At 66.2% G+C, this 14,614-nt stretch carries 18 protein-coding genes; 7 read left to right on the top strand and 11 right to left on the bottom strand.

Annotation, left to right across the window (positions count from 1 at the left end):
• Nucleotides 1–21 precede the first annotated feature (21 nt).
• Genes flhA through ACEQX1_RS11155 form a run of 6 tightly spaced genes read left to right on the top strand, consistent with a single transcriptional unit; the run spans nucleotide 22 to nucleotide 4,664 of the window.
• Nucleotides 22–2,112 carry a flagellar biosynthesis protein FlhA gene (flhA, locus tag ACEQX1_RS11180; protein WP_024350356.1) on the top strand — a complete coding sequence of 697 codons (2,091 nt, stop codon included), beginning with the start codon at nucleotides 22–24 and terminating at the stop codon, nucleotides 2,110–2,112.
• A complete protein-coding gene (locus tag ACEQX1_RS11175; RefSeq protein ID WP_024350355.1) occupies nucleotides 2,109–2,864 on the top strand; it encodes a flagellar biosynthetic protein FliR in 756 nt (251 codons plus the stop codon). The genes flhA and ACEQX1_RS11175 overlap by 4 nt, the downstream gene beginning before the upstream one ends.
• Nucleotides 2,861–3,268: a hypothetical protein gene (locus ACEQX1_RS11170; protein ID WP_024350354.1), complete on the top strand. Its 408-nt coding sequence runs from the start codon at nucleotides 2,861–2,863 to the stop codon at nucleotides 3,266–3,268. The genes ACEQX1_RS11175 and ACEQX1_RS11170 overlap by 4 nt, the downstream gene beginning before the upstream one ends.
• 56 nt (nucleotides 3,269–3,324) lie before the next feature.
• Entirely contained in the window at nucleotides 3,325–3,837 is a 513-nt protein-coding gene (locus tag ACEQX1_RS11165) for a rod-binding protein (protein ID WP_370194226.1), read from the top strand.
• A 12-nt stretch (nucleotides 3,838–3,849) separates the two neighbouring features.
• Entirely contained in the window at nucleotides 3,850–4,206 is a 357-nt protein-coding gene (locus tag ACEQX1_RS11160; RefSeq protein ID WP_040325827.1) for a hypothetical protein, read from the top strand.
• Nucleotides 4,207–4,265: 59 nt separating this feature from the next.
• Nucleotides 4,266–4,664: a hypothetical protein gene (locus ACEQX1_RS11155; protein WP_370194225.1), complete on the top strand. Its 399-nt coding sequence runs from the start codon at nucleotides 4,266–4,268 to the stop codon at nucleotides 4,662–4,664.
• 13 nt (nucleotides 4,665–4,677) lie between these two features.
• Here ACEQX1_RS11155 and ACEQX1_RS11150 read toward each other — a convergent pair whose 3' ends face one another.
• Nucleotides 4,678–5,019 (bottom strand): hypothetical protein, encoded by a 342-nt coding sequence (locus tag ACEQX1_RS11150; protein WP_370194224.1) that lies wholly within the window; start codon nucleotides 5,017–5,019, stop codon nucleotides 4,678–4,680.
• Between the two features lie 170 nt (nucleotides 5,020–5,189).
• On the opposite strand from ACEQX1_RS11150, the gene ACEQX1_RS11145 reads away from it, so the two are divergent.
• Nucleotides 5,190–5,669 (top strand): hypothetical protein, encoded by a 480-nt coding sequence (locus ACEQX1_RS11145; RefSeq protein ID WP_370194223.1) that lies wholly within the window; start codon nucleotides 5,190–5,192, stop codon nucleotides 5,667–5,669.
• Nucleotides 5,670–5,688: 19 nt separating this feature from the next.
• Here ACEQX1_RS11145 and ACEQX1_RS11140 read toward each other — a convergent pair whose 3' ends face one another.
• The 10 genes from ACEQX1_RS11140 to ACEQX1_RS11095 form a co-directional block, all read right to left on the bottom strand.
• Nucleotides 5,689–6,000 carry a polyhydroxyalkanoic acid system family protein gene (locus ACEQX1_RS11140; protein WP_188075584.1) on the bottom strand — a complete coding sequence of 104 codons (312 nt, stop codon included), beginning with the start codon at nucleotides 5,998–6,000 and terminating at the stop codon, nucleotides 5,689–5,691.
• Nucleotides 6,001–6,204: 204 nt separating this feature from the next.
• Entirely contained in the window at nucleotides 6,205–7,569 is a 1,365-nt protein-coding gene (locus ACEQX1_RS11135; protein ID WP_024350347.1) for a DEAD/DEAH box helicase, read from the bottom strand.
• A 227-nt stretch (nucleotides 7,570–7,796) separates the two neighbouring features.
• Nucleotides 7,797–8,978 (bottom strand): D-alanyl-D-alanine carboxypeptidase family protein, encoded by a 1,182-nt coding sequence (locus ACEQX1_RS11130; RefSeq protein WP_370194221.1) that lies wholly within the window; start codon nucleotides 8,976–8,978, stop codon nucleotides 7,797–7,799.
• Between the two features lie 166 nt (nucleotides 8,979–9,144).
• Nucleotides 9,145–9,414, bottom strand: coding sequence for a flagellar biosynthesis protein FliQ (gene fliQ, locus ACEQX1_RS11125; protein ID WP_024350345.1), 270 nt, complete (start codon nucleotides 9,412–9,414; stop codon nucleotides 9,145–9,147).
• A gap of 5 nt (nucleotides 9,415–9,419) precedes the next feature.
• Nucleotides 9,420–9,824, bottom strand: a complete 405-nt coding sequence (gene flgD, locus ACEQX1_RS11120) for a flagellar hook assembly protein FlgD (RefSeq protein ID WP_024350344.1) — start codon at nucleotides 9,822–9,824, stop codon at nucleotides 9,420–9,422.
• Complete coding sequence (gene flbT, locus ACEQX1_RS11115; protein WP_009210322.1) at nucleotides 9,821–10,279, bottom strand: flagellar biosynthesis repressor FlbT; 459 nt, start codon at nucleotides 10,277–10,279, stop codon at nucleotides 9,821–9,823. Before flbT ends, flgD begins: the two co-directional genes overlap by 4 nt.
• A gap of 2 nt (nucleotides 10,280–10,281) precedes the next feature.
• Nucleotides 10,282–10,629, bottom strand: a complete 348-nt coding sequence (flaF, locus tag ACEQX1_RS11110; protein WP_009210323.1) for a flagellar biosynthesis regulator FlaF — start codon at nucleotides 10,627–10,629, stop codon at nucleotides 10,282–10,284.
• 146 nt (nucleotides 10,630–10,775) lie between these two features.
• Nucleotides 10,776–11,834 (bottom strand): flagellar hook-associated family protein, encoded by a 1,059-nt coding sequence (locus ACEQX1_RS11105; protein WP_370194220.1) that lies wholly within the window; start codon nucleotides 11,832–11,834, stop codon nucleotides 10,776–10,778.
• Nucleotides 11,835–11,845: 11 nt separating this feature from the next.
• Nucleotides 11,846–13,345 (bottom strand): flagellar hook-associated protein FlgK, encoded by a 1,500-nt coding sequence (gene flgK / locus ACEQX1_RS11100; protein ID WP_370194219.1) that lies wholly within the window; start codon nucleotides 13,343–13,345, stop codon nucleotides 11,846–11,848.
• A gap of 41 nt (nucleotides 13,346–13,386) precedes the next feature.
• Nucleotides 13,387–14,553 carry a flagellar hook protein FlgE gene (locus tag ACEQX1_RS11095; protein WP_188075590.1) on the bottom strand — a complete coding sequence of 389 codons (1,167 nt, stop codon included), beginning with the start codon at nucleotides 14,551–14,553 and terminating at the stop codon, nucleotides 13,387–13,389.
• Nucleotides 14,554–14,614 lie beyond the last annotated feature (61 nt).

Below are 14,614 nucleotides of genomic sequence, written 5' to 3'. Positions count from 1 at the left end.
AATGCCGCAGAAGGGCCCCCTATGGCCGTCGACACGCTGAATCCCATCGCCTCCGTCGAATCCAAGGGTGGGCGCGACATCGGCTTTGCCGTTGCCGTGGTCTTCGTCCTCACCGTCCTGTTCGTTCCGATCCCGGCCTTTCTCATCGACATGGGGCTGGCGCTGTCCATCGCCCTGTCGGTGCTGATCCTCATGGTCTCCCTGTGGATCCAGAAGCCGCTGGATTTCTCCGCCTTCCCGACCGTTCTCCTGCTCGCGACCATGCTGCGGCTGTCGCTGAACATCGCCACGACGCGCGTGATCCTGTCCGAGGGCCACCAGGGCGTGAACGCCGCCGGTCACGTCATCGGCGGCTTCTCGCAATTCGTCATGAGCGGCGACTTCTTCATCGGCATCGTGGTCTTCGTGATCCTGATCGTCGTGAACTTCATGGTCATCACCAAGGGCGCCACGCGTATCGCGGAAGTCGGCGCCCGCTTCACCCTCGACGCCATCCCCGGCAAGCAGATGGCCATCGACGCCGACATGTCGTCGGGCCTGATCGACGAGAAGCAGGCCCAGGCCCGCCGCAAGGAGCTGGAAGAGGAAAGCGCCTTCTTCGGCTCGATGGACGGTGCCTCGAAATTCGTGCGCGGCGACGCCATCGCCGGCCTGATCATCACCGCCGTCAACGTCTTCGGCGGCATCATTATCGGCATCACCCGCCACGACATGGATGCCGCCGGCGCCGCCGAGGTGTTCACCAAGCTGTCGGTCGGCGACGGCCTCGTCTCGCAGATCCCGGCGCTGATCGTCTCGCTGGCCGCCGGCCTTCTGGTGTCGAAGGGCGGCACCCGCGGCGCGGCCCAGACCGCCGTTCTCGGCCAGCTCGGCTTCTACCCGCGCGCCCTCGCCGTCGCCGCCGGCCTGATGGCGCTGCTGGCGCTGCTGCCGGGCCTGCCCTTCATTCCCTTCATGCTGCTGGCCGGGATCATGGCGTCGATCGCCTATCTCGTTCCCAAGCGCCGCAACGAGGAACTGCGCCAGGCTGCGGCGACCGTCGCCGAGGAAAAGCAGGTCGCCCAGAACGCCGAGCGCAACTCGGTCAAGGAATCGCTGAAGATCGTCGAGATCGAGCTGGTCTTCGGCAAGCAGACCTCGGCGCATCTCCTCCTGCAGCGCGACGAGATGGCCCACCGCGTCCAGAAGATGCGCCGCCGCTTCGCCGCTCGCTACGGCTTCGTGGTGCCCGAGATCAAGCTGTCCGACGATCTGGCGCTCGATCCGAAATCCTACGCCATCAAGATCCATGGCACGACCATCGCCACCCAGCCGCTGCGGCTCGGCGAGTCGATGATCGTCCTGGGCGACGCCGGCGCGCCCGACGTGCCGCATGACCTGACCAAGGAGCCGGCCTTCGGCATGCGCGCCGCCTGGGTGTCGGAGACCTTCGCCACGGAAGTGCGCCGCCAGGGCTTCGAGCCGATCGACACGCTGTCGATCGTCCTCACCCATCTGTCGGAGACGATCCGCAACAATCTGGCGCAGCTCCTGTCCTACAAGGACATGCGCACCCTGCTCGATCGCCTGGAGCCGGAATACAAGCGTCTGATCGACGAGATCATCCCGGCCAACATGTCCTATTCGGGCCTGCAGGCGGTGCTCAAGCTGCTGCTCGCCGAGCGCGTCTCGGTCCGCAACCTGAACCTCATCCTGGAGGCCATCGCCGAGATCGCGCCGCATGTGCGCCGGTCCGAGCAGATCGTCGAGCATGTGCGCATGCGCATGGCCCAGCAGATCTGCGGCGATCTCCTGCACAACGGCCAGCTCGGCGTCCTGCGCCTCGGCAACCAGTGGGACCTCGCCTTCCACCAGGCGCTGAAGCGCGACGCCAAGGGCGAGGTCGTCGAGTTCGACATCGACCCGCGCCTCGTCGAGCAGTTCGCCACCGAAGCCACCAAGGTCATCCGCGAGAAGATGGACCAGGGCGAGATGTTCGTGCTGGTCGCGGCGCCCGACGCCCGCCCGTATGTGCGCATGATGATCGAGCGCATCTTCGTCACCCTGCCGGTGCTCTCGCATCTCGAGATCGCACGCGGCGTCGATATCCGGGCGCTCGGTTCGATCTCATGAGCGTGGAACTGTCGGAACTCGTCTTTTCGCTGTTCCTGATCTTCTGCCGCTTCGGCTCCTGCCTCCTGTTGATGCCGGGCTTCTCGTCGTCGCGCGTGCCGCTGCAGGTGCGCCTGTTCCTGTCCCTCGCCGTCTCGGTGGCCCTGTCGCCGGCCCTCCTGCCGACATTGCAGCCGCTGGTCGCGGCGGCCGACGACAACGGCAAGGTGGCACTGATGATCTCCGAGATCCTCAACGGGCTGTTCATCGGCCTGCTCGGCCGCAGCTTCATGATCGCCCTGCAGTTCGCCGGCCACGTCATCGCCAACTCGATCGGCATGGGCATGCAGATGGGCGTGCCGATCGACGAGAGCGATCCGATGCCGGCCGTCGCCTCGCTGATCACGCTGACCGCGACGACGCTGATCTTCGTGCTCAACCTGCATGCCGAGATCGCCCGGGCGCTGGTCGCGTCCTACTCAGCCATGCCGGCCGCCGCCGGCTTCTCGATCCGCGGCAGCCTCGTCAACATCACCGACAATCTCGACGAGGCCTTCCTGCTCTGCCTGCGCATTTCCAGCCCGTTCGTGCTCTACGGCGTCGTCGTCAATTTCGCGATCGGCCTCGCCAACAAGCTGACGCCGACCATCCCGATCTACTTCATCTCGCTACCCTTCGTTCTCGCCGGCGGCCTCGTGCTGCTCGGCTACACGATCAGCGATTTCCTCATCCTGTTCATGCAGGATTTCGAACGCTGGGTGCTGGTGGGATGAGCGACGACAGATCGCGTGTGCGCCGGCTCGACCGCATCCTCAAGGTCCAGGGCCAGAAGCGGCTCCTGGAGGAATGGCGCCTGTCGAACCTGCGCCAGGAGCGCGAGACCATCGACAAGGACGACGTCGCCCTGCTCGACAGTCTCGGTACCGAGTCGCAGCTGCACGGCCTGTTCATCGAGGCCAAGGTCCGCAATCTGCGCCGCAACGAGGTGAAGCGCAGCGCCAATCTGGCCGACCAGAGCGCCACCGAACAGCGCATCACAACGACGCGCCGCGCCGAAAAGGGCGTCGAGAAGGTGCGCGACGACGCCCGGCGCAACCGCGATGCCGACGAGGAAACGCGCAGCCTCGAAAGCAGCGTCGAGGGGCATCTGGCCCGCCGTCACCCCAGCTTCGAATAAGCCTGCGCCGGTAGAAGCGGTTCGAACCTTCCCGTGTTTGAACCGCGAACCCGCCGATGACCAGCACCGCCAGCCTCCATGCCCTCCTGCCCGCCGCCCAGATGGCGAGCGCCAGGACAGCACCTGCCCGCAAGAGCCCCGATGGCGGCAGCGAGACCTTCGTGGCGGCCCTCGACGCGGTCAAGACCAACAAGCCCGATGGTGGCAGCGCCCCCGCCGCCCCCATCGTTCCGCTCGTCAAGCACCGCTCCCGGGAGATCTCGCCGCTCGAACAGTTCGAGGGCTTCGTCCTGCGCAACTTCGTCGAATCCATGCTGCCGACCGAAGCCTCGAACTATTTCGGCGAAGGCACGGCCGGTGAAGTCTGGCGCTCGATGATGGCCGAGGAAATCGGCAACGAGCTGGCCAAGAACGGCGGCATCGGCATCGCCGATTCGATCCGCAGCCGCGAAACCACCAGCCTCGCCTCGGACAACGGCGCCGTGTCGGCGACCAGCGGCCTCGAGCGCATGCTGCGCCAGGCGGATCTCGCCCGCGCCGGCGCCATGCGCGACAACATCGCAGAATAGGAGTTGCACATCGTGGACCTCGCCCTCAGCAAAGCCGTCGACCGCCTCGAAGCGGTCCTCACCGCCGAAACCGGCGCCCTGGCCAGCGGCACGCCGATCGATCTCGGCGAGATCGCGGCCCGCAAGAACCAGAGCCTTCTGGAGTTCAGCCGCCTCAGCCGCCGCATGCCGGCACGCGACGATGTCGAGCCGGAATTCGGCGACCGCCTGAAGCGTCTGGCCGGACTTCTCGAGCAGAACCGCCGGACGCTGGAGTTGCACGTCACGGCCAGCCACGAAGTCTCGGAGATGATTTCGCGCTCCATGACCGAAGCAGAATCCGACGGCACCTATAGCGCCCAGATGGGCCGCCGGGCAGCCGCACGGTGATCAAGCTCCTCGCGGTCGGTCTATGGGTTTGTGCCGTGACGCTCGGATCGAGCTACGTCATGGCGTCGATCAACTCCGCCCCGAGCGAGGTGGCGGAGCCGGACTATTTCGAAGGGCTCGACTACCGCAAGACCGAGAACATCACGATCCCGATGATCAAGGATTCAGCGATCCGGGGCTATATCCTGGCGCGCTTCGTCTACACGATCGACGGCAAGACGGTGGCCCAGCTCAAGGTGCCGCCGGACCCGTTCATCCTCGACGAGGCCTTCCGCCGGCTCTACACGACCGACGGTTTCGACTTCGACGAGCCGACGCGGTTCGACCTGAGTTCGCTGACCGACGGGATTCGCGACGCCGTGAATGCCCGCTACAGCGAGGAACTCGTCAAGGAGATCCTGGTCGACCAGTTCGACTACATCGCCAAGGACGACATCCGCAACGGACGGCCGGGGTAAGCACCCCGCGCCGTCATCCGGTGACGGCGTAGAAGCGTCCGGTGAGGCGGTGGACGTCGGCCCGCGTGCCGGCGCGCGGCGTGCCGACGAAGCGCACGCCGATCTCCGGTCCCCGCGACCAGATCACCAGCGCCAGGCGGAAGCTGTTGTCCGCCTCGTCATAGACCGCCAGCCGCGCGGGAACCCGGCCGGTGCCGAACCGCCGGATGCGGCAGCCAGTCTCCGACACGTCGATGGCCGTTCCGTCCTCGATGAAACGCCCGGCAACCGTGACGAGCTTGACCGGGCGCAGGCGCGTGCGGCGGCGCGACGCCATCCGGCTTTCGTGACTGTCGGGATTCGGGGTTCCGGCCATGCCCGATGATAACCCGCACAAGCCGAACAAATCCTGAAGGCACTGTCTGAGCCCGCCGCACCGGCGGCGCAGAAAGCATTAACCGTTCGATGCGATGTTGGATGGGCAATCCAGCTCCGGACCAGTTCCGGCGGCTGGCTCCCCGAAATCCAGCCTTCGTCGAGGTCGCCTTGTCCGCGTCAGCTTCCCCATCTTCCGACGCCGGTCGCAGGAAAGCTGCAGACGAATCCAGTTCCGACCGGATCGGGTTCCTCGGCGGCACGCTCTTTGCGCTGTCCATCCTCTTCTTCGGTGGCGTCAACGCCATCTCGTCGTTGGACCCGGGCTATTTCGACCGGCTGCTCTTGTCGGCGATGCGCGACGACGCGATCGACCCGATCGAGACCGGATCGACCGACAAGGGTGATGCACCCGGCGTCGATGCCATGCCGGTGTCGACCGTGGTGCGGGCGGTGCCGCTGAAGCCCGAGGATTTCCAGATCATCATGGTCTTCCAGGCCGAGGCACATCTGGCCTCGCCGGGCGAACTCTGGCGCGTACGCGTCGGCTCGCAGGTGCCCGGTCTCGGCCGCATCCTCGCCATCGAATCGGGCCGCAACGGCGGCACGGTGAAGACCGAGAAGGCGACCCTGACGGGCGTCCTGAAATAGGCTTCGGAAGAACCGGCCCCTACTTCTTTTCGAGCAGGACCTGGCCTTCCTTGCGCAGGCGGCCCTTCAGCTTCTCGGCGATGGCGGCGAGGAAGCTCGGCAGGTCGATCTCCAGATGCACCGACTCGTCGAGCACATCGAGGCGGCCGGTGACGCGCTGGCCCATGACCCGCGCGGTGAAATCCAGATGGTCGCCCGTCCAGGTGTCCTCGAACTTGACCATGCCCCCCAGCATGTCCTGACGTACGCGGTCGAACCCGTCGTCGATGCGCTGGCGCGCGGTCTCGCGGGTCAGCTTGTGCGGGATGTCCACCTTGATGGTCTCGGCCATGAATAGCTCCTCGTCTCGTTGCGCCTCATATGGCCACACCGCCCTCGCCAGACAACGGTCACGCCCGTCACTGGCTCCGGCGCCGTTCACGGGGAACCCGTGGCGGGATGCCTAGAAACGCAAAAGGGGCGGCCCGTAAGGCCACCCCCCTGTCGATGTCGTCTGCTGTGTCGGCCCGCTCTTTCGAGCGGGCAGCGGGCCGTGTCAGGCGTAGGTCGCCGAACGGTTCGAGGTACCGCTGCGCCGCGGACGGCTGCTGCGACCACCGGGCTTGCCGCCCTCGGTGCGCTGGCCACGGCCCTCGCCCGAACGCTGGCCTCCTGCACCCTGGCCACCGCCACCACGGCGACCGGCGCCCTGGGGCTTGTTGCCGAAGCGCTTCGGCGCGCCGCGCGGCGGACGCTTCTCTTCCGGCGCGTTCAGGTCGACATGCGCCGAATAATCGGTCTGCTGCAGGTCGAAGTTCAGGCCGGTCAGACGCTCGATCTGGCGCAGCTTGGAGCGCTCCGACGGATCGACCAGCGCGACCGCGATACCGGACTTGCCGGCGCGGGCCGTGCGGCCGATGCGGTGCACGTAGCTTTCCGGCTCTTCCGGCAGGTCGAAGTTCACGACATGGGAGATGTCGTCGACATGGATGCCGCGGGCCACGATGTCGGTGGCGACGAGGACGCTGACCGTGCCGGTCTGGAACTCGCCCAGCGCCTTCTGACGGGCGCCCTGGCTCTTGTTGCCGTGGATCGCGCGGGCGTCGATGCCGGCCTTCTCCAGATCGGCGGCGAGCTTGTTGGCGCCGTGCTTGGTGCGGGTGAAGATCACCGTCTTCTCGAAGTCGGGCTTGGCCAGATGCTCGATGAGCCAGAGCTTCTTGGCCTTCTGGGGGACCAGATAGACGCTCTGGTTGATCTTCTCGACGGTGACGACTTCCGGCGTCACTTCGACCCGGACCGGATTGGTCAGGATCTTGGCGGCCAGCTCTTCCATCGCACGCGGCATGGTGGCCGAGAACAGCAGCGACTGGCGGTCGGCCGGAAGCTGCGCGACGATGCGCATGACGTCCTTGACGAAGCCCATGTCGAGCATCCGGTCGGCCTCGTCGAGAACGACGTGGTGGACTTCGGACAGCGTCAGGGCACGCTGGTTCAACAGGTCGAGCAGACGGCCCGGCGTCGCGATGACGATGTCGACGCCGCGGCGCATCGCCTCGATCTGCGGACGGATCGAGACACCGCCGAAGATCACGTGATGGGTCAGCTTGGTGCCGGCGGTGTAGGACTTGACGTTGCCGGCGATCTGCGAGGCGAGCTCGCGGGTCGGGGTCAGGACGAGGACCTTCGGCGTCTTCGGAGCCGGGCGACCGCCCTTGGCGATCAGCGCGTCGATGACGGGCAGCGAGAAGGCCGCGGTCTTGCCGGTGCCGGTCTGGGCGATACCCAGAACGTCGCGGCCCTTCATGACCGCCGGAATCGCCTGGGCCTGGATCGGCGTCGGCTGGGTGATGTCGAGACGCGCAAGCGCGGAAAGAAGCGTGTCGGCGAGGCCGAACGCCTTGAAATCGGTATGGGTCAAGATATGCCTTGCGGAAGGCGGACACTGTCGGTCCGCTTGAGATGCCGATCGTCTTCGCGCTGGCGGACGGTTCGGCGGGCCGTGTCGGAACGCGGGACCCCGCAAGCTTCAGAAGCTGCGGGCCGGTCCGATGGCGCTGGCTAAGAATTCCGTCAGGTGTCGGGAAACAAGCAGGCGCTGCGCGATCACGGCGTGCAGGCTCCATATCGGCGTTTAGGTGCGCCGCGTCAAGGCGTTTGTGCGCCGCCCCATGTCAGGTGCCTGGCCAAGGTGTCGGCGATCCGCTGAAACAGCCCCGCCTCCTCGACCGCCGTTTCGGCCACGAGCGGCACCTGCCGCAGGCTCTCGTCGCCCCGGCCGAACCGCACCCATCCGAGCCGCTGGCCCTTGGCGACGGGCGCCACGAAGGGGCCATTCTCCACCACCTCGCGCTCGACGTCGGCCAAGCTACCGCGCGGCACCAGCATCCGCAGGTCCTCGGCCGCGGCCATGCCGACGGTCTCGGCGACGCCGCCCCGCACCTGCACGTTGCCGAGGGTTTCGCCCGCGGTCACCAGCACCACTTCCTCGAAATCCTGCAAGCCGAAATTCATCAGCCGGCGGGCTTCGCTTGCCCGCTCGGCAGTGGAGCTCATGCCGCTCATGGCGAGGACGATGCGCCGGCCGTCGCGTTCGGCCGAGGCGACCAGACCGTAGCCCGCAGCCGACGTATGGCCGGTCTTCAGGCCGTCGGCGCCCAGATCCAGGAGCGGATTGCGGTTCTGCTGCTTGATGCCGTTATAGGTGAAGCTCTCCTCGGCGAAGATCGGGTAATCCTCGGGAAATTCGCGGATGAGATAAGTGGCGAGGCGGGCGAGATCGCGCACGCTGACATGCTGCTCGGGGTCCGGCAGGCCATGCGGATTGGTGAAGTGGGAATGGGTCAGGCCGATCTTCTCGGCCTCGGCGTTCATGCGCGCTGCAAAGGCTTCGACCGAGCCGGACAGGCCTTCGGCGACGACGATCGTCGCGTCGTTGCCCGACTGCACGATGATGCCGCGGATCAGATCCTCGACGGCGACCTCGGAATTCAGCGGCAGGAACATGGTCGAGCCGCCGGAGGATGCGCCGCCGGTGCGCCAGGCATGTTCGGAGACGACAAAGCGGTCGTCGCGCTGCACTCTGCCCTGTTTCAGATCGTCGAACAGGACCGCGATGGTCATCAGCTTGGCGAGACTGGCGGGGGGAATCTCGGTATCGGCGTCCTTTTCGTAGAGGACGCGGCCGGTGCCATAATCCACCAGGATGGCGGTCGGTGCGGTGGTTTCGAAGGCGGCGGCGGGCAGAGCGAACAGCGCGGCGAGCATTGCCAGCACGGCAAAGCCGCGACGCAGGCCGGCGCGAAGGGCGCAGCCAAGACGGCGCGGCATTTTATACGATGTCTGGTTTCGACTGGTCCTGAACGCCACCTGCCTGCCCTCTTTCCGTCCGCGACGCGGCCTACCGGCCGAGCATCGCTCCTGTCACGCTGGGTCAACCTACAGGGTTTGACCGGTCTGCGTGAACAGGAAACGGTGAGTTGCGGCGCCAGTGCGCTCAGCGGAAGCCGTTCTCGATGCGCGAGTAGGATTCCTGGGTGAAGGCGTAGACCTGCGCACCGGTGAAGGATGCGGTCAGCGCGATCACCACGAAGATCGCCAGGATCTTCGGCACGAAGGTCAGCGTGACCTCCTGGATCTGGGTGAGTGCCTGAAACAGTGCGATCAGGACACCCACGAACATGGCGGCGCCGACGGCCGGCCCGCAGGCGGCGACGATGGTCCAGACCGCGGACTGGACGATATCGAGTGCGTCGGCTTCGTTCATGTCTTCTACCCCACGGTGGTGCCGGAGATCAGCGGCAGGCTGTCGCCGCTCTCCAGGATGGCCTCGACGACACCATTGACCGCGCGTACCGCAGCAACCTTGCCGGACAGCGAGCCGTCCGCCGAGGTCGCCGTCTGACCGATCAGCGAGTTCGCCTGGGTCAGCGCGGAGACCGTCATCATGGAGTCCAGCTTCTTATTGGTCTGGATGGCTTGCTCGACGCTGGAGAAGGACGCGAACTGGGCGACATATTCGGTGGAATCCGTCGGGTTGAGCGGATCCTGGTTGGACATCTCGGCGACCAGCAGCTTCAGGAAGGCGTCGTAATCCATCCCGGTCTGCTGGGTCGCGGCGCTGATGCCGTTCTGGGCCGCGGTGGCGCTGGTAGCGCCGACACCGGTCACGTTCATCGCATTCCTCCGGCGGCAAGCCGCAGTTCGGGTGTATGGGGGACGACCGGCGCGCGCGCCTCGCCCTGCCCCTGGATGACGCCGTCCTCGATCGGGATCAGCGTCCGCAGTCCCTTCAGCGCCTCGAAATTGCGCTCGCGACCAACCAGTTCCTTGATCTCGAGGAGGCCCTCGATGATGTCGCGATTGCGGTAGGTGCCGATCATCGCCGCGTGGGTGGTGCCGAAGAGCTCGCGTGCGGCCTCGGCACTGCCCGGCTCGATCAGCATCATCTGCACGATGAAGTAGAGCTGGCGCAGCGGGGTCGTGGCATCCTCGGCCTGCATCACATGGCTTTCGAGGAGGAAGGTCACGTCGTTGAGGAATTCCAGCGTGGTCTTGCGGTCGACCTTCAGGACGGCCCCGTTGACGAAGATCCGTTCGCCTGCCCGCAGGGTGATGCGCAAACTTGCCATGGTTATTTCAAGCCTTCGCGGATGAGGGTCGTGATCTCGATGATGCCCTTGAAGTTCTCGGACTTGCCGAGACGGATGGCTTCGGCCTCGCGCATGATCCACAGGCCGATGGAGATCAGCTCGGCGCGCAGCGCCTCCGGCAGGCCGTTGTCGGCGCTGGCCAGGTCTTCGATCACCAGCGCCCAGAGGCTGCGGGTGGTGTAGATCGCTTCGATCGCCGCACGCGAACGTGGCCCCTCGGCATCGGCTTTCTTCAGCTGCTCGATCGAATGATCGAGCGCCTGCCGCTCGCGCTCACGGGCATCGACTTCGATGTCCTGCGCCACTTCCGCGTATGAGAACTGATACATTCCATCCCCTTGTGATCGTCAGATCGGTTTGGCAGCGCCCCGGACCGACCCTTGCGACCTGTCGTTTTCATGTGCCCGGCCGACAGTCCCCGACGCCGGCCGATCGCTCGGTTGCCGGAGGATTTCGGGTCCGGCGCCCGCTGAAACTACAGGTAGTTCATGATGCTGAGCCGCGAGATGCGGGCGGTCAGCGCGTAGGAAGCCTCAAGCAGATTGGTCAGTGTGGTCACCCGCGTGGATGCCTCGTAGGCGTCGACATCCTCGAAGGAGGAGATCGACATGGTCAGGACGTTCTTGCGGGTTCCCAGCGTCTCGTTGGTGATCTCCAGCCGGCTCTGCTTGCCGCCGATCTCCGCCCGGATTTCGGTCAGCTGCGACAGGCCCAGGCTCAGAGTTTCCACTGCCCGGCTTGTGAGAAGCTGACGTTGCTCCTCGTCCATGGTCTTCGCGCCAAGATCGCTGATCATGACGTAGGCCTTGACGATGTTGCGGAACGCTTCGTCGCTGGCCGGATAGGACACATCGAGGGTTTCGCTATCGCTGATCCGGTTGACCACCGGCGAAGGATCCGCCTTCGACCACATGTCCCAGCCGGTGCCGTCGCTGGGCTGCGGGACCTTGAAGAGGTCGTTGAACGCGCCGTCGAGGAAGGCTTCCAGATCCGCCGCGCTCGCCGGAGCCGCCGCGGTCAACGCGTCGTTCACGGCCTTCTTGGCGGTCGAATTGTCCTCGTAGCTGGAAGCGACACCGCCGCCGACCTTGGTGAAGGCGAGCGCCGGCTGGTCGGTCGCGGCACCCGAGAACAGGAAGCGCGAGCCAGAGGCGGCGTTGATCGCGCCCATGAACTGCTGCAACCCGGCCTTGGCCTGCTGCACGCTGGCCGAGATGCCGGCATCGGCAGGGCCGTTCGAGATCAGCGACGCCAGAAGGTTCTCGCCGGTCTTGGCGATCGATTCCAGTGCCGTCTGCATGGTGTCGAAGCGCTGCCCGATGAGGGTGTTGGCTTCCTGGATCCGGATGGCGCTCTCGCGTTCGACGCGCAGCGACACGGTCTGGTTGGTGCGCGATCCGAGGGTGAGGCCGACATCGGCGAAGCGGCCGGTCGTGACCTCCTTCTGCGCGTTGCGCAGCTCATCCTGGATGCGGAAGACGGCGGAGCGCGGCGCCGACGAGAGCGAGAAGCTGGAGACGAGGAAGTTGCTCATCGATGGTCCGTTCAGGCGATCGCAAGGAGGGAGTCGATCATCTGACCGACCGTGGAAATCAGCTTGCTGGACGCCTGGTAGGAGCGCTCCAGGTCGAGCAGGCGCGTCATCTCGTCGTCGATGTTGATGCCGGTCGCGTCGGAGAGCGTCTCCTGGGTCCGCGACAGCAGCACCGTCTGGTAGGACGAGGCGTCGTTCGCCGTGGCGCGGCGGCCCTCGAACCAGCCGATCGACGAGGCGGTGTATTCGGTCAGCGTCGCCGAACTGCCGGCGCCGAAGGCCGCATCGAAGCTGCGCGGCGTGGAGAAGCCGGCGATCAGGTCGTTCAGGCGGCCGGTGAAGCCGCTCGAGCCGTTGGCGTTGTAGCTGAAATACTGCTCGTTCGCGGTACCGGCGAAGGCGATGCCGCCATCGCGCAGACGGGCCGGTTCGCCGCCGGGCTTGGTCGGATCGACCCCGGCCGCGATCTGGATGGTGCCGGCAAGCCCCTTGGCGCCGGCCATGCTGGCCGGGATGGCATTGCTGCCGCCATCGGTGAACAGGCCGGCATAGCTGCCGGGCAGGTAGCCGGGATCGCCGGCGGCCCGCTGATCGGTCTCGGCGAAGGCCTGGACCAGCGCATAGGCGATGCCGTCGAGCTGGCCCTGGAAGGTCGCGGCGGTCTCGTCGCGCAGGGTGATCAGGCCGTAGACGCTGCCACCCTTGATCGGCATGGGCGAAGAGGCGCCGGCGACGACCACGCCGTCGATCTTGAAGCTGTTGCCCGCCACGGTGGCGTCGTAGGCCGGCTGCGGCGTGAACTCGACCGACCGCGCGGTCTTGTCGAACATCGTGATGCCGGAGTCGGTGTAGAGGGCCATGTCGTTGCCGGCCCGCACCTGCACGTTCAGGCCGACATAGCCCGACAGGGTGCGCACGATCTGGTCGCGCCGGTCGACGGCGTCGGTGACGTCCGAGCCGCTCGCGCTGCCGGCCATGATCTTGGCGTTCAGGGTACCGAACTCGCCGAGCAGGCGGTTCATGTCCTTGGCGGCGAGATCGAGCTGGTCGTCCGCATCCTTGCGGGCGGACTGCACCGCGCGGGTGGCGCTGTTGAGGCTGAGGGCCATGTCACGGGCCGCGTTCACCGCCGCCTCGGCGGTCTGGCCGTTCTCCGGGGAGACCGCGAACTGCGACAGGGCCGCCTTCAGGGACGACAGGGTCGCCGCCGGCGAGGTCGGGGAGTCGACGTCGCCGATGACTTCGCGGATGCGGTTCAGCGACTCGGCGCTGACGCTGGCCGAGCCGAGCGCGGAGTTGGTCGTGATCAGCGAGCGGAACAGCGCCTGGTCGCCCGACTGGGCGATCGACATGATCCGCACGCCGCCGGTCTGGCCGACGGTGAGGCCGGCATATTTCCGGGTCGCGTAGGGACTGTCCGCATTCGCGATGTTGCGCGACACGAGCGCCGACTGGCTGGCGACGCTCGAAAGCGACGCCGTTGCGTTGGAGAAGGCTGACAGAAGTGACATGATGAGGGCTTATCCGGTGCGCAGCAAAGAGCGGCTCGCGCCTATCGCTTCAGGTTCACGAGGACGTCGAGGATCTCGGCGCCGGTCTGGAAGACTTTCGAGTTCGCGCTGTAGCTGCGCTGGGACTCGATCATGCTGGTCAGTTCCGAGGCGAGGTCGACATTCGACTGCTCCAGACCGCTGGAGACCAGCGAGCCGTAGCCGTTGGTGCCCGGTCCGCCGAGGGCGGCGACGCCCGAAGAGGCGGTGGCGCTGTAGACATTGCCGGCGGAGGCCTGGAGCTGGTCCGGGCTGGCGAAGCGCGCGAGGCTCATCTCGTAGAGCGGGATCAACTGGCCGGTGTTCATCACGCCGCTCAGCGTGCCGTCGTCGGCAAAGGCAAAGCCCGTGAAGCTGCCGGGAGGGTTGCCGTTGGTGACGAGCTTGGCCGAAAAGTCGGTGGCATACTCGGTCAACGAACCGAACTCGATATTGGCGGTGTCGCCGTTGACATGGGTGTAGACCATGTCGGCCGGAGCGGCCGTCGGCCGGCCGGTATTGGGATCGAAGACGATGGTCGTGGTCTGCGGCCCGACGGAATCCGTGTAGCTGACCGTCCAGGTGTTGGCGGCGGTCTTCTCCATGTCGACCGGCACTTCGATCGCCTTGCCGATGCTGTCATAGACGACCATGGACGACTTCTTGGTGTCGCCAACCGCGGCCGATTCCGGGAACTGGATGGTGAAGGCGCCTGCGTCGGTGGCCTGCGGGGCGACGATCGCGCCGACGGGCAGCTCGATGGGCGCGGCCGCGCCGCCGCCGACGGGCGAGCCGGTCAGGCGGTAGCCGGCGGTATTGACCAGGAAGGTGGTCTCCTTGCCGCCGATCGTCTCGGTGCGCTGCACGAAGGAACCGGCGCGGGTATAGAATTCGCGGCCGGCCGTATCCTGCACGACGAAGAACCCGTCGCCCTGAATGGCGAGGTCCGAACCCGACGAAGTGGCGGCGATGCTGCCCTGCTGGCTGATCGACTGGCGAACCTGGGTCTTCACCGACCCCGGATTGTACTCGCCGCCGCCTTGGGCGAGGACGAGGGAGGCGAATTCGGTGGAATTGCGCTTGTAGCCGTTCGTGCTGGAGTTCGCGATGTTCTCCGACACGGTAGACAGCCGGTTGGCCTGTGCATTCATGCCGGACACGCTGGTCCTGAAGACACCGTTGATGCTCATTGCCTGGTACTCCGTGGCGTAGATCTCTCTTCCGCAATACGGAGTGAAGCTTGCGCCGAAC

Origin of the sequence: Aurantimonas sp. (genome assembly GCF_964217435.1) — a bacterium.
Taxonomy (GTDB): Bacteria; Pseudomonadota; Alphaproteobacteria; order Rhizobiales; family Rhizobiaceae; genus Aurantimonas; species Aurantimonas coralicida.
Note: the sequence above shows the minus strand (reverse complement) of the source record. Positions and strands in the feature narration are given on the sequence as shown.

Bases quoted from the DNA above. Each gene is read 5' to 3' on its own strand.
- ACEQX1_RS11105 (WP_370194220.1), bottom strand. From the start codon at position 11,834: ATGAGCAACTTCCTCGTCTCCAGCTTCTCGCTCTCGTCGGCGCCGCGC.
- ACEQX1_RS11175 (WP_024350355.1), top strand. From the start codon at position 2,109: ATGAGCGTGGAACTGTCGGAACTCGTCTTTTCGCTGTTCCTGATCTTC.
- ACEQX1_RS11165 (WP_370194226.1), top strand. From the start codon at position 3,325: ATGACCAGCACCGCCAGCCTCCATGCCCTCCTGCCCGCCGCCCAGATG.
- ACEQX1_RS11140 (WP_188075584.1), bottom strand. From the start codon at position 6,000: ATGGCCGAGACCATCAAGGTGGACATCCCGCACAAGCTGACCCGCGAG.
- flhA (WP_024350356.1), top strand. From the start codon at position 22: ATGGCCGTCGACACGCTGAATCCCATCGCCTCCGTCGAATCCAAGGGT.
- ACEQX1_RS11170 (WP_024350354.1), top strand. From the start codon at position 2,861: ATGAGCGACGACAGATCGCGTGTGCGCCGGCTCGACCGCATCCTCAAG.
- ACEQX1_RS11130 (WP_370194221.1), bottom strand. From the start codon at position 8,978: ATGCCGCGCCGTCTTGGCTGCGCCCTTCGCGCCGGCCTGCGTCGCGGC.
- ACEQX1_RS11155 (WP_370194225.1), top strand. From the start codon at position 4,266: ATGGCGTCGATCAACTCCGCCCCGAGCGAGGTGGCGGAGCCGGACTAT.
- flaF (WP_009210323.1), bottom strand. From the start codon at position 10,629: ATGTATCAGTTCTCATACGCGGAAGTGGCGCAGGACATCGAAGTCGAT.
- ACEQX1_RS11095 (WP_188075590.1), bottom strand. From the start codon at position 14,553: ATGAGCATCAACGGTGTCTTCAGGACCAGCGTGTCCGGCATGAATGCA.
- fliQ (WP_024350345.1), bottom strand. From the start codon at position 9,414: ATGAACGAAGCCGACGCACTCGATATCGTCCAGTCCGCGGTCTGGACC.
- ACEQX1_RS11150 (WP_370194224.1), bottom strand. From the start codon at position 5,019: ATGGCCGGAACCCCGAATCCCGACAGTCACGAAAGCCGGATGGCGTCG.
- flbT (WP_009210322.1), bottom strand. From the start codon at position 10,279: ATGGCAAGTTTGCGCATCACCCTGCGGGCAGGCGAACGGATCTTCGTC.
- flgK (WP_370194219.1), bottom strand. From the start codon at position 13,345: ATGTCACTTCTGTCAGCCTTCTCCAACGCAACGGCGTCGCTTTCGAGC.
- flgD (WP_024350344.1), bottom strand. From the start codon at position 9,824: ATGAACGTGACCGGTGTCGGCGCTACCAGCGCCACCGCGGCCCAGAAC.